General features: G+C 44.2%; 23 protein-coding genes. 10 read left to right on the forward strand and 13 right to left on the reverse strand.

The window, feature by feature from the left end:
* Positions 1 to 13: 13 nt before the first annotated feature.
* Both V6D42_RS10880 and secG read right to left on the reverse strand, forming a co-directional pair.
* Complete coding sequence (locus V6D42_RS10880) at positions 14 to 754, reverse strand: alpha/beta hydrolase (RefSeq protein WP_010331892.1); 741 nt, start codon at positions 752 to 754, stop codon at positions 14 to 16.
* Between the two features lie 130 nt (positions 755 to 884).
* Entirely contained in the window at positions 885 to 1,115 is a 231-nt protein-coding gene (gene secG, locus V6D42_RS10885; protein ID WP_003220028.1) for a preprotein translocase subunit SecG, read from the reverse strand.
* 152 nt (positions 1,116 to 1,267) lie between these two features.
* Here secG and V6D42_RS10890 point away from each other — a divergent pair, with 152 nt between their 5' ends.
* Positions 1,268 to 2,032 carry an alpha/beta fold hydrolase gene (locus V6D42_RS10890; RefSeq protein ID WP_333513232.1) on the forward strand — a complete coding sequence of 255 codons (765 nt, stop codon included), beginning with the start codon at positions 1,268 to 1,270 and terminating at the stop codon, positions 2,030 to 2,032.
* Between the two features lie 42 nt (positions 2,033 to 2,074).
* On the opposite strand, the gene V6D42_RS10895 is transcribed toward V6D42_RS10890, so the two are convergent.
* Positions 2,075 to 2,308 carry a helix-turn-helix domain-containing protein gene (locus V6D42_RS10895; RefSeq protein ID WP_010331894.1) on the reverse strand — a complete coding sequence of 78 codons (234 nt, stop codon included), beginning with the start codon at positions 2,306 to 2,308 and terminating at the stop codon, positions 2,075 to 2,077.
* A 152-nt stretch (positions 2,309 to 2,460) separates the two neighbouring features.
* Here V6D42_RS10895 and rghR point away from each other — a divergent pair, with 152 nt between their 5' ends.
* The 4 genes from rghR to V6D42_RS10915 all read left to right on the forward strand — a co-directional run bounded on the left by rghR (position 2,461) and on the right by V6D42_RS10915 (position 5,563).
* Positions 2,461 to 2,868, forward strand: coding sequence for a transcriptional repressor RghR (gene rghR, locus V6D42_RS10900; RefSeq protein ID WP_010331895.1), 408 nt, complete (start codon positions 2,461 to 2,463; stop codon positions 2,866 to 2,868).
* A 28-nt stretch (positions 2,869 to 2,896) separates the two neighbouring features.
* Positions 2,897 to 3,316, forward strand: a complete 420-nt coding sequence (locus V6D42_RS10905; RefSeq protein WP_168748757.1) for a helix-turn-helix domain-containing protein — start codon at positions 2,897 to 2,899, stop codon at positions 3,314 to 3,316.
* Between the two features lie 92 nt (positions 3,317 to 3,408).
* Entirely contained in the window at positions 3,409 to 3,735 is a 327-nt protein-coding gene (gene catR / locus V6D42_RS10910) for a catDE operon transcriptional regulator CatR (RefSeq protein ID WP_010331897.1), read from the forward strand.
* A 127-nt stretch (positions 3,736 to 3,862) separates the two neighbouring features.
* Positions 3,863 to 5,563 carry a methyl-accepting chemotaxis protein gene (locus V6D42_RS10915; protein ID WP_333513233.1) on the forward strand — a complete coding sequence of 567 codons (1,701 nt, stop codon included), beginning with the start codon at positions 3,863 to 3,865 and terminating at the stop codon, positions 5,561 to 5,563.
* A 45-nt stretch (positions 5,564 to 5,608) separates the two neighbouring features.
* Here the strand turns inward: V6D42_RS10915 and V6D42_RS10920 are convergent, their stop codons facing one another.
* The 4 genes from V6D42_RS10920 to opuBA are packed head-to-tail and all read right to left on the reverse strand — an operon-like array spanning position 5,609 to position 9,050.
* Positions 5,609 to 6,289 (reverse strand): ABC transporter permease, encoded by a 681-nt coding sequence (locus tag V6D42_RS10920; RefSeq protein WP_333513234.1) that lies wholly within the window; start codon positions 6,287 to 6,289, stop codon positions 5,609 to 5,611.
* 15 nt (positions 6,290 to 6,304) lie between these two features.
* Positions 6,305 to 7,225, reverse strand: coding sequence for a choline ABC transporter substrate-binding lipoprotein OpuBC (gene opuBC / locus V6D42_RS10925; protein WP_333513235.1), 921 nt, complete (start codon positions 7,223 to 7,225; stop codon positions 6,305 to 6,307).
* An 11-nt stretch (positions 7,226 to 7,236) separates the two neighbouring features.
* Positions 7,237 to 7,890, reverse strand: a complete 654-nt coding sequence (gene opuBB / locus V6D42_RS10930; protein WP_333513236.1) for a choline ABC transporter permease OpuBB — start codon at positions 7,888 to 7,890, stop codon at positions 7,237 to 7,239.
* A 14-nt stretch (positions 7,891 to 7,904) separates the two neighbouring features.
* Complete coding sequence (opuBA, locus tag V6D42_RS10935; protein ID WP_326203488.1) at positions 7,905 to 9,050, reverse strand: choline ABC transporter ATP-binding protein OpuBA; 1,146 nt, start codon at positions 9,048 to 9,050, stop codon at positions 7,905 to 7,907.
* A 284-nt stretch (positions 9,051 to 9,334) separates the two neighbouring features.
* Here opuBA and V6D42_RS10940 point away from each other — a divergent pair, with 284 nt between their 5' ends.
* On the forward strand, positions 9,335 to 9,868 hold the full coding sequence (locus V6D42_RS10940) for a GbsR/MarR family transcriptional regulator (RefSeq protein ID WP_101864777.1): 534 nt from the start codon (positions 9,335 to 9,337) through the stop codon (positions 9,866 to 9,868).
* 32 nt (positions 9,869 to 9,900) lie between these two features.
* Here the strand turns inward: V6D42_RS10940 and opuCD are convergent, their stop codons facing one another.
* From opuCD to opuCA, 4 genes are all read right to left on the reverse strand, one after another.
* Positions 9,901 to 10,569, reverse strand: coding sequence for a glycine betaine/carnitine/choline/choline sulfate ABC transporter permease OpuCD (gene opuCD / locus V6D42_RS10945; protein ID WP_010331904.1), 669 nt, complete (start codon positions 10,567 to 10,569; stop codon positions 9,901 to 9,903).
* 17 nt (positions 10,570 to 10,586) lie between these two features.
* Positions 10,587 to 11,453 carry an osmoprotectant ABC transporter substrate-binding lipoprotein OpuCC gene (gene opuCC, locus V6D42_RS10950; RefSeq protein WP_333513721.1) on the reverse strand — a complete coding sequence of 289 codons (867 nt, stop codon included), beginning with the start codon at positions 11,451 to 11,453 and terminating at the stop codon, positions 10,587 to 10,589.
* Positions 11,454 to 11,517: 64 nt separating this feature from the next.
* Positions 11,518 to 12,171: a glycine betaine/carnitine/choline/choline sulfate ABC transporter permease OpuCB gene (opuCB, locus tag V6D42_RS10955; protein ID WP_229149234.1), complete on the reverse strand. Its 654-nt coding sequence runs from the start codon at positions 12,169 to 12,171 to the stop codon at positions 11,518 to 11,520.
* A 21-nt stretch (positions 12,172 to 12,192) separates the two neighbouring features.
* Positions 12,193 to 13,332 carry an osmoprotectant ABC transporter ATP-binding protein OpuCA gene (gene opuCA / locus V6D42_RS10960; RefSeq protein ID WP_333513238.1) on the reverse strand — a complete coding sequence of 380 codons (1,140 nt, stop codon included), beginning with the start codon at positions 13,330 to 13,332 and terminating at the stop codon, positions 12,193 to 12,195.
* Between the two features lie 262 nt (positions 13,333 to 13,594).
* Here opuCA and opcR point away from each other — a divergent pair, with 262 nt between their 5' ends.
* The 3 genes from opcR (at position 13,595) to V6D42_RS10975 (ending at position 15,806) form a co-directional block, all read left to right on the forward strand.
* Entirely contained in the window at positions 13,595 to 14,152 is a 558-nt protein-coding gene (gene opcR / locus V6D42_RS10965) for an opuC operon transcriptional regulator OpcR (protein WP_010331908.1), read from the forward strand.
* 178 nt (positions 14,153 to 14,330) lie between these two features.
* Complete coding sequence (locus V6D42_RS10970) at positions 14,331 to 14,945, forward strand: PH domain-containing protein (RefSeq protein WP_024122878.1); 615 nt, start codon at positions 14,331 to 14,333, stop codon at positions 14,943 to 14,945.
* A 159-nt stretch (positions 14,946 to 15,104) separates the two neighbouring features.
* Complete coding sequence (locus V6D42_RS10975; protein WP_333513239.1) at positions 15,105 to 15,806, forward strand: zinc ribbon domain-containing protein; 702 nt, start codon at positions 15,105 to 15,107, stop codon at positions 15,804 to 15,806.
* A 39-nt stretch (positions 15,807 to 15,845) separates the two neighbouring features.
* Here the strand turns inward: V6D42_RS10975 and V6D42_RS10980 are convergent, their stop codons facing one another.
* On the reverse strand, positions 15,846 to 17,663 hold the full coding sequence (locus tag V6D42_RS10980) for a zinc ribbon domain-containing protein (protein ID WP_333513240.1): 1,818 nt from the start codon (positions 17,661 to 17,663) through the stop codon (positions 15,846 to 15,848).
* 132 nt (positions 17,664 to 17,795) lie between these two features.
* On the opposite strand from V6D42_RS10980, the gene V6D42_RS10985 reads away from it, so the two are divergent.
* The gene (locus V6D42_RS10985; protein WP_333513241.1) at positions 17,796 to 18,257 is read left to right on the forward strand and encodes a GNAT family N-acetyltransferase; all 462 of its coding nucleotides are present in this window, start codon (positions 17,796 to 17,798) and stop codon (positions 18,255 to 18,257) included.
* A gap of 41 nt (positions 18,258 to 18,298) precedes the next feature.
* Here the strand turns inward: V6D42_RS10985 and eno are convergent, their stop codons facing one another.
* Positions 18,299 to 19,591, reverse strand: a complete 1,293-nt coding sequence (eno, locus tag V6D42_RS10990) for a phosphopyruvate hydratase (protein ID WP_003151625.1) — start codon at positions 19,589 to 19,591, stop codon at positions 18,299 to 18,301.
* Positions 19,592 to 19,607: the final 16 nt, after the last annotated feature.

Genomic DNA, 19,607 nt, shown 5'->3' on the forward strand with positions numbered 1-19,607 from the left:
GACCTCCTGTTAGTTACCAATCCAGCTTCTCTAAAAATTCATACACATCTTGATGTACGATGTCCCGTTCCTTGTCCAGCGTGATAACATGGCCTGATTCCTCATACCATTTCAGCTGTTTATCGTCAGTTTCCACTTCATTGTAAATAATATTGGCACTTTCGGTATTAATCATGTGATCATGACGGGCTTGCACAACAAATGTCGGAGAATAAATCATATCGACATTCTTTCGCACATCGGCAATCAAGTCTTGCAGCGCCTTAAGGGTTTTCATCGGCGTTTTTTCAAATTCCTTCATTTCCTCTTCAATTTGTTCCGGGCTTTTCCCCTCGAATTTTTTGTAATTGCGCGCGTAGGAAAGGACGCCCTGATACATGACCTCTTCGCTTTTAATATGCATTGGCGCGCACATTGGAACAATTCCCTTTATGGGTACAGTGTAACCCAATTTCAGCGAAAAAACCCCGCCAAGCGACAGTCCGCAGGCAGCAATGTTCTCATATCCTTCAGATTTTAAATAATCATAGCCATCCATGACGTTTTTCCACCAGTCTTCCGGCCCCGTATGTACCAATTCTTCAGGAGGAACGCCGTGTCCTTCATATTGAGGCGCGTGGCACGTATAGCCTCGTTCATTCAAATAACGTCCCAGCATTCTCACATCCGCTGTATTCCCTGTAAAGCCGTGCAGCAGAAGCACCGCTTTGTCTCCGCCTTTAAAAGTAAATGGTTTTGGTGTCACAACTTTCATGCTCATTTCTCCCTTTCTTTCTGCACGATCATTTTAGTTTTCCACAGTTTGATCAGAAAAAAACGCTCTGATATCAGCCAGAAACGTGAAAAAGGCCTGACTTTACATCAGACCTTATACAAACATTGCCCTATAGGATATAAGCAAGCGCAATCGTCAACACGAAAAACAAGACTGCCAGCACAACCGTAATGCGGTGCAGAATCAAATCAAGACCTCTTGCTTTTTGTTTCCCGAAGAGCTGCTCCGCTCCGCCTGAAATCGCACCAGATAATCCGGCGCTTTTACTGGATTGAAGCAAAACGACAATAATAAGTGCAATACTGACGATAACCAATAAGGTAATCAAAACCGCGTGCATCCCTTACACCTCCAGACTCACTGGCCTACATTACTTCTATTTTACATGAAAAGGTTTGGCATGTCACGCCGTATCAGACGCCAAAAGGCCGGATAAGACATTTTGTTTTGGTTAGCCTATTCATATGAATTGAGCGAAAAAGGAGAACAGCAATGCCGATCATCAGCATAGTCAATAAGAAACAACTATATTATGAGGAATATGGACAGGGAATCCCTGTCATTTTTATTCACCCGCCAGGCATGGGACGCAAGGTTTTTTATTATCAGCGCCTTCTGGCGGATCATTTCAGGGTGATATTTCCCGATTTAAGCGGTCATGGCGACAGCGATCACGCAGACCAGCAAATCTCGATTTCCTATTACGCAAACGAGATCGTGCAATTTATGGATCGTTTGCACATTGATCAGGCTGCAGTATTCGGGTATTCCGCCGGCAGCTTAATTGCACAGCACATTGGCTTCACCCGGCCGGACAAAGTGTCTCATTTGGTGTTGGCCGGCGCTTACCCCGCTGTTCATACCATGGTCGGTCAGCAGCTTCACAAAATAGGAATGTATCTTCTTGAAAAAAATCCCAGCGCGCTGATGAAAATCATCGCCAGCAGCCATACGAAAAACAGACAGCTCCGAAATATATTAACGAGTCATATGAAGAAAGCTGATCTTAGCCATTGGTATCAATATTATCAGGATTCGCTCCGCTACAGCTGCCTTGAACAATTGCGCCGTTTTAACATGCCGATGCTGTTTATGTATGGCGGCCTGCGCGACTGGACCTATACACATGCAGGCTATTACCGGAAAGCATGCAGCCACGCTGAATTTTTCAGGCTGGAATATCAGGGCCATCAGCTGCCGACAAAGCAATGGAAAACTTGTAATGAACTTGTGACGGGTTTTATTTTGACACATTGATCATAAGGCTTAGAAAACGCTTGGTTCCCAGGCGTTTTCAATTTATTGACTTTTGTCAATAAAGTCATAGTAAAAAAGATCCTCAAACTTCAAGTCAAAATAGTGAAGCATTTTTCCGATCACAAGCTGTCCCGGCCGTCTTTCTCCATTCAGCACACGGCTCAGTGTGGCGGGTGAGACTCCGATTTCCAGCGCAAGCTGATTGAGGGAATAATCGTTATTGACCATATACTGCAATACATAATCACGTCTAATCTGTATCTTTTCTACTGGCACTTTCCTCACCTTCCGTTCATGAAAAAACTTTTTTCTATACATTTACATTACGGCGTTTGTTAACTTTTGTCAATACATTTCCAGCCTCCCTATTCCCTTTAGTCAATAAACATACTAAAATATGAGTAACAGTGAGGGACGGGGTGAGACTTATGGAAAGCTTTGGCGAACAATTACGGGCATTGCGTGAGGAGAGAAAGTTAACCGTCAACCAGCTGGCGACTTATTCCGGTGTAAGTGCGGCCGGCATCTCCAGAATTGAAAACGGCAAACGCGGCGTTCCTAAACCTGCCACCATCAAAAAACTGGCGGAAGCCTTAAAAATTCCTTATGAAGGGCTTATGTATAAAGCGGGATATATCGAAGAGGTTCATGAAGCCAGAGCGCCTTATGAAACGAAGTGCCAGCTGCTTGAAAAGGCGGAGGCTTATGACCTGAAAAATCTTGCCCTTCTAGAGAGTGAAAAATGGCAGTATCTCAATAAAGAGGATTTGCTCATGCTGGATCATTATTTCTCCTTTATTTCAGACGAAGCCAAAAAACGATCTGCTGATCAATAACTCTTAGTAGAAATGCGAGGCGATTATTATGTCAACATTCGGACAGGAATTAAGGGCGCTGCGCCGCGCCCGCAAACTAACAGTGAACCAGCTTGCAGTGTATTCGGGCATCAGCTCAGCGACCATTTCAAAAATAGAAAACGGCAAGCGCGGTACACCGAAGCCCGCGACCATAAAAAAGCTCGCAGCTGTGCTGAAAATACCGCACGAAAACCTGATGGCAGCTGCAGGGCACATCACCGCTTTTCCTGAAGAAATTCGAGAGGCTTCGGAAGGCTATCAGTCTATTTATGCGATTTATCAGACAGCAGTCACTCGCGGAGCGGGGAACCTGTCTCTTTTTAACAGCAAGGAATGGAAGCACCTCTCAAAAAAGGATATTGAAAATCTCAGCAAATACTTCGATTTTTTAGCTTCCGAGGCGAAAAAACGCTCCTCTTCCACGTAATCCTCTGCATCTCTTTCCGCATTTTATCAATCACGCATGCATACGTTCCCTCGTTATTTGCGTTATAATAATGACAGACGAGGTGAAAAAGCATGAACCAATCAGAAATGTGTCCTAGATTTGAAAAAGCAGTCGACATCTTGAGTAAACGCTGGGTTGCTTTAATCGTTTTTCAACTGTTGAACGGTCAGCAGCGATTTAGCGAAATAGAAGCAGCACTTCCAAATCTAAGCGGCAGAGTTCTGTCAGAAAGGCTGAAAGAACTTGAGCTAGAAGGAGTGGTTAAGCGGGACGTCATCCCCGAAACTCCAGTTCGCATCGAATATTCATTAACCGACAAAGGAATGGCGTTAGCGCCCATTCTGGGTGAAATCTCCAAATGGGCGACTGAATGGATAGACCCTTCCTTTCATATGTAATTGCTAAAACGGTTCTGATCTCAACGGAGAGAAGATCCGTTTTTTATTTTTTATTTCCAGGTGAAAAAACAATTTCTCAGCCGATATATAGTACATCACATCACTTTTTTTAAAAGGAGAACACTTTATGCGACTGACGATTTCCCGCAAATTCAGCCTGGTATTTTTGACACTGATCCTCATCAATCTGCTTATAGGCGCAATAGGCGCTTTCAATATGCAGCACATCATCAAAAAGACAGATGAAATCAACACAAAATGGATAGACGGCATTAAAGAAATCACATCTATTAATTATTTAACAGAGCACCTTTCCTCTAAGGAAAAGGATTTCCTCATTTATACAGACAAAGATAAAATGGATACGCTGGAACAAGATATGAACCAGATCCTTAAGGATATCAATGAAAAGCTTGATAACTATGAAAAAACGATCTCTAACGACAAAGAGCGCAGCATTTTCGAACAGCTCAAGACTGAAGTCAACTCATATACGAATATTCATAACCAGATTTTAGAGAGCGGACGCACGAATGATATAGATAAAGCAAGGGGTTTATTGGTACAGACTGAAGCAAGCTTTGAAGACATGAAAAAATCAATCACTGAACTGGTTGACTTTAATAAAGAAGGCAGCAACACGGCGGTGAAAGAAACCAAGGACGTTTATTATAAAGGCCTCATTTACACGGCTTTGCTTCTGGCAGCTTCCATCGTCATCAGCATATGTATCTGGCTTTATATCAATCGCAGCATTGTAAAACCGATTATTCGAATGAAATCATCTGCGAATGAAATCGCCGAGGGCAATCTGTCAAATGACATAGAGCCGCTGGCATCAAAAGACGAGCTTGGCGATCTGAACGAAGCGCTTCAGAAAATGGTAGGGAATTTAAGAGATATCGTCGGGTATTCAAAAGAAATTTCCACCCGCGTGCTTTCTTCATCACAAGTGCTGACCACTGCAACGAATGAAACAAGAACCGGCAGCAGGCATATTACCGAAACGATGAACGAAATGGCTGAAGGCTCCGAGCAGCAGGCGCAAGACGCTGTGACGATTGCCGAATCAATGAATGAATTTACAGAACGCATTGATAAAGCCTACAATCACGGCATGACGATCAGCGATACGTCTCAAAACGTTCTCGAACTCGCCATAAACGGAAACGATAATATGAATACATCAGTGCAGCAAATGAAAACGATACATCATATCGTTCAGGAAGCTGTTCATAAAGTGAGATCGCTGGAACAGCATTCACAGGACATCAACAAGCTTGTTCAGGTCATCAACGGCATTGCCGAGCAAACGAACTTACTGTCACTTAATGCCGCAATTGAGGCAGCCCGCGCAGGAGAAAGCGGCAAAGGCTTCGCCGTTGTAGCCGAAGAGGTCCGAAAGCTAGCAGACGGCGTATCTGACTCCGTTCAGGATATCACTAAAATAGTAGGCGGCACACAGCAGGAGATCAACACTGTCATTCAATACCTGGAAAGCAGCTTTACAGAAGTAGAAAAAGGTACTGAAAACCTGACTGACACCGGACAAGCCATGCAGAACATTAAGCAATCGGTCACCTATGTAGCGGACAGCATTAAGGAAGTAACGGACGGATTAAAGCAGTTAACAAACCAATCGATCACAATTAACCAATCGATTGAAAATATCGCCTCTGTTTCTGAAGAATCTGCCGCCGGCATTGAAGAAACATTTTCCATTACCGAGCAATCTGCCCATTCAATGGATCAAGTGCTTCAAAATGCTGAGGAGCTTGAGCGTTTGGCGAAAGAACTTAATGAGAAGATGGATCAGTTTATAATTTAAATATGAAAAAAGAGGCTGGAATCATCCAGGCCTCTTTTTTTGTTCTTATGCAGCTGTTTGAATACGTCTCACCCTGGTTCTTTTTTTCTTGACCGGGTGTAACGCCCGCTCCAGCCAAGCCATAAGCAAATCAGCCGCAACCGCCATTACCGCAGTCGGAATCGCGCCTGCTAGAATAATTGCCGTTCCGTTTGTGGCGTTTGACCCGCGGACGATCATATCCCCAAGGCCGCCGGCACCGACAAATGTGCCGATGGCTGTAATGCCGATGGCGATGACGAGAGCCGTTCGAAGGCCTGCCATAATGACAGAAAGTGCGAGCGGGAGCTCAACCATCCGAAGAATCTGGAATTTCGTCATCCCCATCGCTTTTCCTGATTCTAAGGTTGCGTGTTCAATGCTGACAATGCCTGTGTACGTGTTTCGGATAATCGGCAGAAGGGAATACAGAAATAATGATACAATCACAGTGTTTGCGCCGAGCCCCATAACAAGCATCAGGACTGCCAGCATGGCGAGCGCCGGAATCGTCTGAATGACATTTGTAACGGCGAATACCCAACCTGACAAGCGGCGGAAATGCGCAATAAGGATCCCCACCGGAACACCGACGACAGCGGCAAACAAGACCCCATAAGCCGACATGAGAAAATGGCGGCCGAATTCTTCCATGACGTAGCTGCCGTTCTGTGCATAATACGACATTAACTGTTCAAGCACATTCATTGGTCAATCCCCCTTTCACGATTCGAAGTAGTGATGCTTTTGCAAATATTCCTTGGCAACGACAGACGGTTCTTTTAGGTTACCGTCGACTTCATAGTTGAGCTCCTGCATCGTGGCTGTATCGATTTTTCCGATCATTTTCTGGATGATGCTTTCCAGTTCAGGATGTTCTTTCAGCACCTGTTCCGGAACAACCGGAGAGCAGTCGTACGGCGGGAAAAATTGTTTATCATCCTTTAGCATTTTGAGATCATAGGACTTGATTCTCCCGTCCGTGGAGTAGGCAAGGACAATGTCCATTTTTCCGCTTTTCACCGCGTCATACACAAGCCCGATCTGCATCGGATACGTGCCGCCGAATGTCATGCCGTAGGTTTTCGTAAAATCCTGATAGCCGTTCCCCTTCAGCTTCATCCAATAGTTGTCGACGCCCAGCTTTAATTGCGGCGCCCATTTTTTGACGTCTGATACGTTTTCTAAATGATATTGGTCCGCAAGCTTCTTGCTGACGGTAAAGGCATACGTATTATCAAACCCGTAGGAGTCATACCATTTTAAATCATATCTTTTTTTAAACTCCCGCTGTGTCAGCGCCAGCGCTTTGTCCGGATCTTTTTCAGGTTTCATCCTCAGCGTGCCTGTCAGCGCGTCACCTGTATATCTTGTGGCCGCTATATCAATTTCTCCGTTCAATAAGGCCTGCTGCTGCACTGCATTTGAGCCGAGATTTTTAATGGTTGTTGTTTTTAGACCTGTATGGTGTTCGATCAGCTGGCCAAGCATGCTGGCGATGATTTCTGATTCACTCATGCTTTGCGCGCCGATTTTAATGGTCTGGTCTGAAGCGGCGCTGAGACCCGGAAGCGAACAGCCGCTTAGCATCAGCATTACTGCGAGCGGTAAACCGATCATCCACTTGAGATATTTTCTTTTCATGAGCCGCCTCCTTATGAAACTTCCTTCAATCTCTGCATGCCGGCAGGTGTCAGTTTTCGTTCAGTTACTGACAGCACATAATCAATGACAATCGCCAATATCGTGACAGGAACCGCTCCCCCGATGATATATTCCGGCTGATATAAATTCAGGCCGATGAAAATATAATCACCCAATCCGCCGCCGCCGATAAAGGATGCAAGCGTCGCCCATCCGATTAAATAAATCGTAGATGTTCTGATCCCCGCCATGATGACGGGCGCGGCAAGCGGCAGTTCCACGAGACGGATCTGTTCAGAGGCCGTCATCCCGATGCCTTTTCCTGATTCAAGCAGATTTTTGTTAACGCCGCGAATCCCGGTATACGTGTTGCGCAGGATCGGCAAAACGGAATAGAAAAACAAGGCCGCAATAGCCGGGACTTTTCCGACTCCCAAGAGCGGGATAAAGAAAGCGAGGATTGCCAGACTAGGCAGCGTCTGAATGATATTTACAATACCGATAATGGTGCCGGCTCCTTTTTTCATTCTGGTCAGCACAACCCCAAGGGGCACAGCGGCAGCAACGCCTAAAATGACGGCGATGAGAGAAATGGTGATATGCTCATATGTTTTATAAAGCAGCTCGCCCCCGTTGGTTTGCAAAAATTCAATGATATGATTCACGTCTTACAACCTCCCTATGACAATATTGCGAGCTGTTTTTCTTCTCCCCAGATGGACTCATATACAATGTCAACCAGGCTCGCTCTCGTCACAATTCCTATTAAACGGCGGTCTTCATCTACAACCGGCACATACTTTACACCCCGTTTTAAAATTTTGTGTACTGTATCCCGCAGCAGTGTGCCGCCCAATACGGTGTAGATGTCTTGATGCAGGACATCGCCTACGAGATTGGCTTTCTTCCGGCACTGATCAATGATTTCCACATCCACATAGCCTAGAAGAACATGGCTGTCATCAACAACCAGCAGCGAGTCGACACGCTCCTGCCTCATCAGCTGGATCGCTTCAGAGAGCGTTTTATCTGCCGTAATGGTCACCGGGTGTGTACTCATCATTTGATCAACCCGCTCAACATCAGGACTTGATGACTGAATCAGGCGCTCCTTGCCGATAAATTCCTCAACAAATTCGTTTGCCGGATTTCTCAGAATATCATCAGGCGTTCCGATCTGCACAATCTCTCCGCCTTTTAAAATGACAATCCGGTCTGCAAGCTTAATCGCTTCATCCATATCATGGGTAACAAATACGATGGTTTTATGTAAGGTTTTTTGCAGTTTTTTAAATTCTTCCTGAAGGGAATCCCGCGTAATCGGGTCAAGCGCCCCAAACGGTTCATCCATTAAGATAAGCGGCGGTTCCGCGGCAAGTGCCCGTAATACACCTATTCGCTGCTGCTGTCCCCCGCTTAATTCATGAGGATAACGGTCTAAATAGTCAGGTCCCATATCGACCAATTTTAAAAGCTCACGCGCACGTTCTTTCCGCTGCTGCTCCGGCCATTTCAGCAGCTTAGGCACAAGTGAAATGTTCTGCTGAATGGTCATATGGGGGAACAGACCGATCTGCTGAATGACATAGCCGATCTTACGTCTGAGTTCTACCGGGTCTTGTTCCATAATGTTCTCGCCGTCAATAAAAATCTGGCCGGCAGACGGCTCAATTAATCGATTAATCATTTTCATCGTTGTCGTTTTTCCGCAGCCGCTTGGACCGATAAAACAGATAAATTCACCTTTTTCAATCTCCAGATTCACGCTGTTCACAGCTTTTTTGCCACCCTTATATGTTTTCGAGACATTTTGTAATGTCAGCAAACATCGCACCTCCAAAATTAAATTCATTCAATTCGTTCAATTTGTATTTAATTTTTCAGACAATTGAATGCTTCTCATTATAGAATAAAGTTTATAAAATAAAAAGTTTACAATTTGTTCATATTATTTATAAAGTATGTGTAAGCCCTGATTTACCCGTATTGACCGGTAATGATCTCCTTATTGCTCCAATTTCCTGCCAAATTCTATGGTTACAGCATTTTCGCCGCATTAAAAATGTGGTATATTGACATCGGAATTGTTAGCTGAAAGGATTGAAACTGTTGGAGAAAGATCCGTTAACGATAATTGAACAGACTGAAGACCACCTCATAGAAAGAATCGCCGAAAACATGCATGCATTTGGAATGCCCTCTACCGTTGGACGTGTGCTGGGCATTATTTATATGAATCGGAAGCCGATGACGCTGACGGAATTATCAGAAGCGACCGGCATGAGCAAAACGCGAATGAGCCAAGTCGTGCGGGACATGCTCGATGCCAACATCGCCGAGAAGGTGTTCGAAAAGGGCGTGCGAAAAGACTTATACGATGTTGAAGAGGATTACTACCAAACCTTTATCACACTGTTTACAGCCACTTGGAGCAAAGTCGTCAGCAAAAATAAAATGATGCATAAAAAACTCAACCGGGAGCTGCTCAGTATCTTGGATGAAGAGCTTTCTCCTGAAGCGGAAGAAAAGGTGAATGAGCTGTTGAAGGAATTAAAGGAATGGCTTGACTATTACAATTGGCTCGGCCGTCTGATTGAGTTTTTTGAGAGTGAAGAGATTTTTAAATATGTGCCGAAACCGTAAAAACGCCCTGTCATAAACAAGGCGTTTTTTTACTAAGCTGCACTGAGCAGTTTTTTCTTTTTTTTAATCGGGCTTAACACGCGTTCAAGCCAGCCCATGACCAAATCAGCTATCACCGCCATAAGGGCTGTCGGGATCGCGCCAGCTAATATAATCGCGGTCCCGTTTGTTGCGTTTGATCCCCTGACGATGATGTCTCCGAGGCCTCCGGCGCCGACAAATGTCCCGATGGCTGTAATGCCGATGGCAATGACGAGCGCGGTGCGAAGGCCGGCCATAATGACAGAAAGTGCCAGCGGAAGCTCGACCATCCGCAACACTTGAAACTTTGTCATGCCCATCGCTTTTCCGGATTCAAGATAGGCATGTTCAATGCTGACAATGCCTGTGTACGTATTTCTGATGATCGGCAGCAGTGAATAAAGAAATAACGATAAAATGACCGTATTGGCGCCAAGCCCCATCACTAGCATCAGCACGGCCAGCATGGCGAGCGCCGGCACCGTCTGAATCACGTTCGTGACGGCGAAAACCCAGCCGCTTAATGTTCGATATCTGGCAATCAGGATGCCAAGCGGAATACCGACGATGGCCGCAAACAAAACGCCGTACACCGACATCAGAAAATGGCGGTAAAACTCTTGCAGCACATAACCGCCGTTTTGCGAATAGTAAGTGCCAAGCTGCTGTAATACTTCCATTTAATCTGCCTCTTTTCTTAGTCAAAATAATGATGTTTCTCTAAAAATTCCTTCGCCACAACAGACGGCTCCTTCAGCTTGCCGTCTACTTCGTAGTTGAGCTCCTGCATGGTTTCCGTATCAATCTCCCCGATCAGTTTATGAATAATGCCTTCAAGCTCAGGATGGTCTTTAAGCACCTTTTCCGGAATCACAGGTGAACAGTCATACGGCGGGAAAAACTGTTTGTCGTCTTTTAGGATTTTCAGATCATACGCCTTAATCCGGCCGTCTGTGGAATAAGCAAGAACAGCGTCCATTTTCCCGTTTTTGACTGCGTCATAGACAAGTCCGATCTGCATCGGATAAGTTGTTCCAAACTCAAATCCATACATGCTGACAAAGCCTTTATACCCGTCGCCCTTCCGTTTCAGCCAGGCATTGTCGACGCCCAGTTTATATTCAGAAGCGTTTTTCTTCAGGTCAGACACAGTGTTTACATGCTCCTTTTCCGCAAACTTTTTTGTTACGGTAAAGGCGTATGTGTTATCAAATCCGTAAGAATCAAACCATTTATATTTAAAACGTTTGTCAAATTCTTTCTGCACGATATTCAGCGCTTTTTCCGGATCCTTTTCAGCCTCCATTCCGAGGGTGCTCGTTAAATCGGTCCCTGAGTAGCGCGTGGCGGATATGTCAATGTCACCGCCAAGCATCGCCTGGTGCTGAACATAGTTTGATCCGAGGTTTTTGACTAAAGCCGTATTTAAATCCGTATCATGTTCAATGAGCTGCGCAATCATATTCGCTAAGATTTCTGATTCTGTCATGCTTTGCGCTCCGACCTTGATCGTATCTTTGGAGGCCCCGCCAAGTCCCGGCAAAGAACAGCCGCTCAGCAGCATGACAAAGGCGAAAGCGAGCGCGCCGATCCATCTGATTTTTTTCGTTTTCAACACAGCCAACTCCTTAAGAAACTTCCTTCATTCCTTGCAATCCCTTCGGTGTCACTTTTCGTTCCGTCACGGCTAACAAGTAATCAATGATAATGGCTAAGATCGTAACCGGCACAGCACCGCCAATGATGTATTCAGGCTGATACAGGTTCAGTCCGATAAAAATGTAATCACCGAGACCGCCGCCGCCAATAAATGAGGCAAGGGTCGCCCAGCCGATTAAATAAATCGTTGATGTACGGATTCCCGCCATAATAATTGGGATCGCCAGTGGAATCTCGACGAGCCGAATCTGCTCCCAGACGGTCATTCCAATCCCTTTTCCTGACTCAAGCAGATTTTTGTTTACACCTTTAATGCCTGTATACGTATTGCGCAGAATCGGAAGCACCGAATAGAAAAATAAAGCGACGATCGCCGGCACTTTTCCCACACCAAGAAGCGGGATAAAAAACGCCAGAATCGCCAGACTTGGCAAGGTTTGCACAATGTTGACGGCACCTATAACCGCGCCAGCGCCTTTTTTCATTCTGGTCAGCAGAACACCGAGCGGCACCGCAACGATAATGCCCAACACAACAGCAATGAGCGAAATGTATAAATGTTCACCTGTTTTATACAGCAGCTCACCGCCGTTCGTCTGTAAAAAAGTCATCATTTGATTCATGTATAAGAGCTCCTCCCCTGATCAGATCGTCATTAGCTGGTTTTCCTCGCCCCATATGGAATCGTATACGATGTCCACAAGGCTTGCTCTTGTCACAATCCCTGCTAAATGGTGCTCTTCATCAACAACGGGAACATACTTCATTCCTTGCTTCAAGATTTTCCGGACGGTATCTCGGAGAAGGGCTCCTTTTTGCACGGTATACATATCCGACCGGTACACTTCACCAACAACGCTCGCTTTTTTGCGGCTTTGATCAATGATTTCAACATCTACGTATCCCTTCAGCACATTTTGCTCATCTACAACAAGCAGCGAGTCGACGCGTTTTTCTCTCATCAGCTGAATGGCGTGAGAAAGCGTTTTGTCCGCTGTGACCGTGACAGGCATCCTGTTCATCATCTGCTCAACCCGCTCAATTTCAGGTCTTGTCTGGATCAGGCGCTCTTTCCCGATAAATTCTTCTACAAATTCATTTGCCGGATTTCTGAGAATCTCATCAGGTGTGCCGACCTGAACGATTTCACCCGCTTTTAAAATCACAATCCGGTCAGCTAGCTTAATGGCTTCGTCCATGTCATGGGTCACAAACACAATGGTTTTGTTTAACGTTCTCTGCAGTTTTTTAAATTCTTCCTGAAGGGAATCCCGCGTGATCGGGTCAAGCGCTCCGAACGGTTCATCCATTAAAATGAGAGGGGGTTCCGCAGCCAGTGCGCGCAGCACGCCGATTCTTTGCTGCTGTCCGCCGCTGAGCTCGTGGGGATAACGGTCTAAATATTCAGGGCCCATATCAACAAGCTGTAACAGCTCGCTCGCCCGTTCTTTCCGTTTTTCTTCAGGCCATTTCAGCAGTTTCGGTACGAGTGAAATGTTCTGCTGAATGGTCATGTGGGGAAACAAACCGATTTGCTGAATCACATAGCCGATTTTTCTCCGCAGTTCAACCGGGTCCTGTTCCATTATGTTTTCTCCGTCGATAAAGATCTTTCCTGACGACGGTTCAATCAGTCGATTAATCATCTTCATCGTCGTCGTTTTTCCGCAGCCGCTCGGGCCGATAAAACAGATAAATTCGCCTTTGGCAATATCTAAATCAATGCTGTTCACAGCTTTTTTGCCGCCTTTATATACTTTTGACACTTGTTCTAATTTCAGCAATCCGTGCACCTCCGCAGGTTTCCATTCATTTTTCTGAAAAGTATAATCTTTATTATAATTTGAACTTTGTAAAATAAAAAGTTTACAATGTGTTGAAATTATATGTTATTTACAGATATTTATTGTTATGACTCAGGCAGAGAAGGTGTTCTTACAATTACGCCGGATACCTCTCGCTTCCTCCGCATACAGCTGTTTTCAACAACTGGCAGAAATATGATATATTGACACCATCAATTGCCATTTGAAGGGATGATCAGCTGTGGAAAAAACTGCTCTCGACATCATTGAACATGCTGAAGAGCATCTCATTGAGAAGATTGCCGAAAATATGCATACGTTTGGAATGCCTTCTACTGTCGGGCGTGTGCTCGGGATTATTTATATGAATCGAAAACCGATGACGTTAAGCGAGCTGTCAGAAGCAACAGGCATGAGCAAAACACGGATGAGCCAGGTCGTCCGTGAAATGATTGATGCCAACATTGCCGAAAAAGTATTTGAAAAAGGCGTAAGAAAAGATCTTTACGACGTAGAGCAGGATTATTATCAAACCTTCATATCTTTATTTGCGGCGAACTGGACAAAGGTCGTGAGCAAAAACAAAGTGCTGTATAAAAAATTAAACCGGGAGCTGACAGATCTTTTACAAAGGGACGGGCTTACCCCCGAAGCGGAAGAGAAGGTCAATCAGCTGCTGAATGAATTAAGAGAATGGCTCCATTACTATGACTGGCTGAGTCGCTTAATTGAGTTTTTTGAGAGTGAGGAAGTATTTGAATACGTGCCGAAAACAGCTGAAAGCAGCTCCCTGAAGTAAGGGAGCTGCTTTTCTACATGATGAGATTATTGGAAATATCATATATGAGAACATCGTATACTTCCACCATGTGACATTGGCCTTACCCAGAGGCTGATTCTTCACAAACGTTTATAGCCGTTCGGAAACGCCACATGCTACAATGAAGTGACTATGTAAATAGGAAGGATGTATCTATATGTTCAAGAAAATTGCAGCAGATGCACTCGGATTATCAGATATCGGAAAAATTATCGAACCTCAGGATTATGATAAAACAGATGCGGATGACTATGTCATGCATGAAGACAACGAAAAAATTTATTTCCTGATTAAAACAAAAGCCGATGAATATTGCTTCACGAATCTGGCGCTGATCCATGTTGACGGCGAACGTGCCACTTCCTCTAAACGAACGCTGAAACGCTACCCTTATTCCCAATATAAAATCTCTGATGTTTTTCTGGAAACCGCCGGGAAAGTTGATTTGGATGTTGAAATCAAGTTCAAGCTGGGCTCTGAACAATTTGATATCGATGTGCATAAAGAGCAAATTGAAAAGCTAAAAGATTTGTATAAAGCCCTTCTCCGTATCTCAGAAACAATCTATGAAAATGACATTTTGATCAATCAGGCTGAACAAAGCCTGGAACGAGCAGTCACCATCCTTCAGCATACCCGCCCTGAGCACGTCAATATTGAAACACAATACAAAGAGCTGACCGAATTCGGATTTACATGGGTCACTTCCGTCCGCTCGCAGTACCATATTAAAGATTTCGGTGACGTATTTGAAAAATATATGAATAACTAGAAAGAGGACACGGGTTCGCATCTGGCAGCCCGTGTCTTTTTTCTGATACATATCTTGGAGAAAGTTTTTGGATGGATATTGGTTACTTTTCTACTTTTTTCTTTTATAATGACATTATTAGTCTATTTTCCCTATATTACATGTAAAAGGAGTCATTATATGTTTTGTCCTCAATGCGGTCATCAAGCAGATGGCGGAAAATATTGTGAGAAATGCGGATCGCCTCTTCCACGCCAAGCGGGCGAAAATCAAGGAGCACAGGCGGGAGCTGAGGCTGCAAAACAAGCAGCAAAGCAGTTCGGTTCATTTGTCTTGGCTGTTCTGAAACGCCCTTATCAGGAATGCAAAACAACAGGCGGCGAACAGCTGATCAGCGGAATCATTACAATGGTGCTTTTCAGTTTGCTAACTCCGCTGATGTTTTATATTCTTTTTTCAGATGGCCCCGGCAGTGCGAGCTTTACAGAAATCTTTTTCAAGCCAACCATTTACTTTGCCCTTTATATTTTCGGGTTGCATGCATTGATCTTTTTTTCCTTAAAAATCGCGGGAAACCAAGTGTCATTTAAAGATTCACTATCCAGATTTGGTGCGTTTCTTATTCCGTTTACAGCTATTTTGATTCTTGCACTTCTATTGTTTTTATTCCATACAGATCTTTGTTTCACCGTGTTAGCAATTGGTTTAATCGGCGCATTCTTCGCTATTCCCCCTGCGATGCTGAGCAGTTACCAGCATTCTCATAAAGGAAAGGCTGATATCATTTACTCAACCATTGTGATTTATCTGATCACGTGCGTTGCGTTTCGGTTCATTATCGAACATTATATCAAAGAGATTTTCCGTTATATCTTCTTTTAAAAAACAACCCCATCACCTGCTGGTGATGGGGGTTTGTTTTTATTGAATAGACGTTAAATAAATTCTTCCGTCTTTCACTACGCCGGTGTAGGTCCAGTTGTATGTTCTGCGCTTTGTACTGCCGCCTGATTTTGTAATATCAAATTCTTCATATGTTTTAATTGTGATAGTCGAGCCGCTTTGATTAAAGCTTTTTACCTCTACATCAATAAATACTTCAGTCGTCCCCTCGCTATACAGCTTCTTAACCAATTTCTGCTGATCATTATATAATGAACTTCCTTTTTCCAGATTGCCTTCCATGACTGCAAATTCATTTAAATTCACTGCGGTTGATTGATTTGTCAGATAACTAACCATAAATGATGTCACTTGTTCATCCGTGACATCGCCGGTGGATGGGCTTACGGTTGCTTTCTTGCCTTTTGCGTCTGCCCAGGCTGACGTGTACGTCTCTGCATGATCATTTTTTATTTTCTTTATGTTTGTTCCGGCAGAATCAAAAGATGATTCCGCATCTTCGAAAGTCCACTTTTTCTGTTTTTTATCATATGAAAGCAGATATTCATAGCTCGGGCTCTCATCCGACATTTCAGGTTTCGTATAGTCATTATAATTAGCCGACTGGTGAAGTTCTTTTCCTTTTACCGTCGCCTGCCATGTACCGTCATTTTTCTGGGATAGAGCAAATGTATCCAAATCAAAGTCTGTTTCCAGATATTTATCTTTTAAGTAAGAATCCGTGTTTTTCATCGAGTCTACGTTATCTTTTACTTCGGCTTTCCAACTGGCACTTGCCTCTGTCATCTGAGCTGTATTTCCATCAGAAAGCGCTTTGGAATATTGCTTTGTCGTTTTGACAATCGTGTTCATGATTGTTTCTTGTGTGTCTTGGTCAGGAATTAATGTTAACTCCATTTCTTTGCTATCAATCGGTACGCCCGCTGTTTTTGTTTTTCCCCATGGGAACTCCGCTTCAACAGCAGCAGTCATTGATCCGTCTGTCAGAAGCGGGCCGTATGTGACAGATTTGAACGGATCCTTATGGATGGATTTACCGTTAATCAGCAATTCTCCCTTTCCATCCTTAATGTCATCCGCTAAGCTGAATGTTACATTGTCTGCTTCTAATGAGAGATCAACATGAAAGCTGTTGTCACCAACCGCCTGAATGTCTTCCTTTTTCACAAGATCGACTACATCGTTTTTCAGTTTGGCTGAGACAGTATATTCGCCGGGAATGTATGGTCCGAGGGTTTGTGCTTGATCTGCTTTCTTTACAGATCCGGCTTCCTCTTTATTCACATAGAGATCCGTATGTTTATAATTGCTGGTTACTTCAAAATAAACAGGTGCAATCTTTAAATCATAATGGTCAAACACTAGCAAGCTTTTCCCATCTTTCTCCGCGTATACGATTTCTTTTTGGGCTGTTTCAGCACGCAGCGATGCAAAAAGCTCATCTTTTTTGTCAGGATGATCCTTCAAATATGTAAGAAATGGCTTTACATTATTTTTAGTCAGCTTAAGCTTGTCATTTACCGGCGTAAGGAGAGACGCGATTTGGTCTTTATCCTCATCATTTACAGCCTGTTCAAACTTGTGGACTAACCTATCCTTTGAAGTCAAGTACGCTCCGGTTTTATATGCGGCGAATAATATGACGCACGCTGCGGCAATGCTGCTCCATAACATGATGGTTTTCTTAGGGATTGGTTTTCGCGGTGCCTGCCTCGTTTCAGCAGTGCTTGCTGTTTCTTTATTTGCCTGTCTGCTGCTCCCTCCAATCGGGGTGCCGCACTCTCTACAAAACTTGGCCCCTTCATTATTTTTTTGACCGCATTCCTTACAAAACATGTGACTTTCCTCCTATTTGTTATCCACTATTTTGTACATATTTCCTATGTTACATATTTTATAATAGAATGGTATGAAATTGGAGGAAATCACGAAAATATCTCTATAAACATGTGAAAAGGTGGAATGATGATGCAACAGCTCACCATTCAAAAAGCGACAAACTATGATCAAGCGCTGTATGAGCTTCTGCTGCTCGCCGATCCGTCAAAAGAAATTGTTGATGAGTACATTGCCAGAGGAGAATGCTACATTGCTTATATATCGGGCGAATTAGCTGGTGTATACGTGATCATCACAACTAGGCCGCAAACCGTAGAAATCGTTAACATTGCAGTAAAACAAACAATGCAACAACAAGGCATCGGCAAGCTTCTTATCCGCGACGCCATCGAAAAAGCGAAACATATGGGAGCAAAGGTGGTTGAGATTGGAACTGGAAATTCCAGCATCCATCAGCTTTCTCTTTATCAAAAATGCGGATTTCGCCTGCAAGCGATCGACCATGATTTTTTTATTAGACATTATGAGGAGGAGATCTTTGAAAACGGCATTCAATGCCGTGATATGGTGAGGCTTTATTTAGATCTCTAAAAACAAAAAGAACCGCCGGAGAAACCTCGGCGGTCATTTTATTACTTGTTTAAGTTGTAGAAAGAGTTAATACCGTGGTATTGAGCAGTTTCAGCCAACTGATCTTCGATGCGAAGAAGCTGGTTGTATTTCGCAACACGGTCCGTACGTGACGGAGCACCTGTTTTGATTTGTCCTGCGTTTGTTGCCACAGCGATGTCAGCGATTGTGCTGTCTTCCGTTTCACCAGAACGGTGAGAGATAACAGCAGTGTAGCCTGCGCGTTTCGCCATTTCGATCGCATCGAATGTTTCAGTCAATGTACCGATTTGGTTTACTTTGATCAGGATAGAGTTGCCTACGCCGTTTTTGATACCTTCAGCAAGTTTTTTCGTGTTTGTAACGAAGAGGTCATCACCAACAAGCTGAACTTTTTTGCCAAGACGCTCAGTAAGAAGCTTGTGGCCTTCCCAGTCGTTTTCGTCAAGTCCGTCTTCGATAGAGATGATTGGATATTTAGAAACCATTTCTTCGTACCAGTCAACCATTTCAGCAGACGTTTTCACAACGCCTTCGCCAGACAGATGGTATTTGCCGTCTTCTTTGTTGTAGAACTCAGAAGATGCAGCATCCATTGCAAGTTTGACTTCTTCGCCAGGTTTGAAGCCGGCTTTTTCGATTGCTTCAACGATTGTTTGAAGCGCTTCTTCGTTAGAACCAAGGTTTGGAGCGAATCCGCCTTCATCACCTACAGCTGTGTTCATTCCTTTAGCAGAAAGAACTGATTTCAGGCTGTGGAAGATTTGAGCGCCCATGCGAAGTGCTTCACGGAAGTTAGGAGCACCTACAGGCATGATCATGAATTCTTGAATATCCACGTTGTTGTCAGCATGCTCTCCGCCGTTGACGATGTTCATCATCGGTACAGGAAGCGTTTTTGAGTTGAATCCTCCAAGGTATTGGTAAAGAGGAATCTGTAAGAAATCAGCAGCAGCACGTGCACAAGCCATAGATACGCCAAGGATTGCGTTCGCACCAAGTTTGCCTTTGTTTTCAGTACCGTCAAGCTCGATTAAAAGCTGATCGATTGCGTTTTGTTCAGTTACATCAAAGCCAAGAAGCTCTGGAGCAATGATTTCGTTTACGTTGTTAACAGCTGTTAACACGCCTTTTCCAAGGTAACGGTCTTTGTCGCCGTCACGAAGCTCAACTGCTTCGTATTCACCTGTAGAAGCTCCGCTTGGCACTAATGCGCGGCCGAATGCTCCTGTTTCTGTATATACTTCAACTTCAACTGTTGGGTTGCCGCGGGAGTCTAATACTTCGCGTGCATAAACATCAACAATGTATGGCATGAGTTTGTCTCTCCTT

Source organism: Bacillus sp. 0909A, from assembly GCF_036765115.1.
GTDB classification, from domain to species: Bacteria; Bacillota; Bacilli; order Bacillales; family Bacillaceae; genus Bacillus; species Bacillus mojavensis.

What these genes read in the sequence shown, in the direction of transcription:
- V6D42_RS10890 (WP_333513232.1), top strand. Translation starts at nt 1,268, where the DNA reads ATGCCGATCATCAGCATAGTCAATAAGAAACAACTATATTATGAGGAA.
- V6D42_RS10920 (WP_333513234.1), bottom strand. Translation starts at nt 6,289, where the DNA reads ATGAATGTGCTTGAACAGTTAATGTCGTATTATGCACAGAACGGCAGC.
- opuCD (WP_010331904.1), bottom strand. Translation starts at nt 10,569, where the DNA reads ATGGAAGTATTACAGCAGCTTGGCACTTACTATTCGCAAAACGGCGGT.
- V6D42_RS10980 (WP_333513240.1), bottom strand. Translation starts at nt 17,663, where the DNA reads ATGTTTTGTAAGGAATGCGGTCAAAAAAATAATGAAGGGGCCAAGTTT.
- secG (WP_003220028.1), bottom strand. Translation starts at nt 1,115, where the DNA reads ATGCACGCGGTTTTGATTACCTTATTGGTTATCGTCAGTATTGCACTT.
- eno (WP_003151625.1), bottom strand. Translation starts at nt 19,591, where the DNA reads ATGCCATACATTGTTGATGTTTATGCACGCGAAGTATTAGACTCCCGC.
- rghR (WP_010331895.1), top strand. Translation starts at nt 2,461, where the DNA reads ATGGAAAGCTTTGGCGAACAATTACGGGCATTGCGTGAGGAGAGAAAG.
- opuCB (WP_229149234.1), bottom strand. Translation starts at nt 12,171, where the DNA reads ATGAATCAAATGATGACTTTTTTACAGACGAACGGCGGTGAGCTGCTG.
- V6D42_RS10985 (WP_333513241.1), top strand. Translation starts at nt 17,796, where the DNA reads ATGCAACAGCTCACCATTCAAAAAGCGACAAACTATGATCAAGCGCTG.
- opuCC (WP_333513721.1), bottom strand. Translation starts at nt 11,453, where the DNA reads ATGCTGCTGAGCGGCTGTTCTTTGCCGGGACTTGGCGGGGCCTCCAAA.
- V6D42_RS10975 (WP_333513239.1), top strand. Translation starts at nt 15,105, where the DNA reads ATGTTTTGTCCTCAATGCGGTCATCAAGCAGATGGCGGAAAATATTGT.
- V6D42_RS10970 (WP_024122878.1), top strand. Translation starts at nt 14,331, where the DNA reads ATGTTCAAGAAAATTGCAGCAGATGCACTCGGATTATCAGATATCGGA.
- catR (WP_010331897.1), top strand. Translation starts at nt 3,409, where the DNA reads ATGAACCAATCAGAAATGTGTCCTAGATTTGAAAAAGCAGTCGACATC.
- opuBC (WP_333513235.1), bottom strand. Translation starts at nt 7,225, where the DNA reads ATGAAAAGAAAATATCTCAAGTGGATGATCGGTTTACCGCTCGCAGTA.
- V6D42_RS10915 (WP_333513233.1), top strand. Translation starts at nt 3,863, where the DNA reads ATGCGACTGACGATTTCCCGCAAATTCAGCCTGGTATTTTTGACACTG.
- V6D42_RS10905 (WP_168748757.1), top strand. Translation starts at nt 2,897, where the DNA reads ATGTCAACATTCGGACAGGAATTAAGGGCGCTGCGCCGCGCCCGCAAA.
- V6D42_RS10880 (WP_010331892.1), bottom strand. Translation starts at nt 754, where the DNA reads ATGAAAGTTGTGACACCAAAACCATTTACTTTTAAAGGCGGAGACAAA.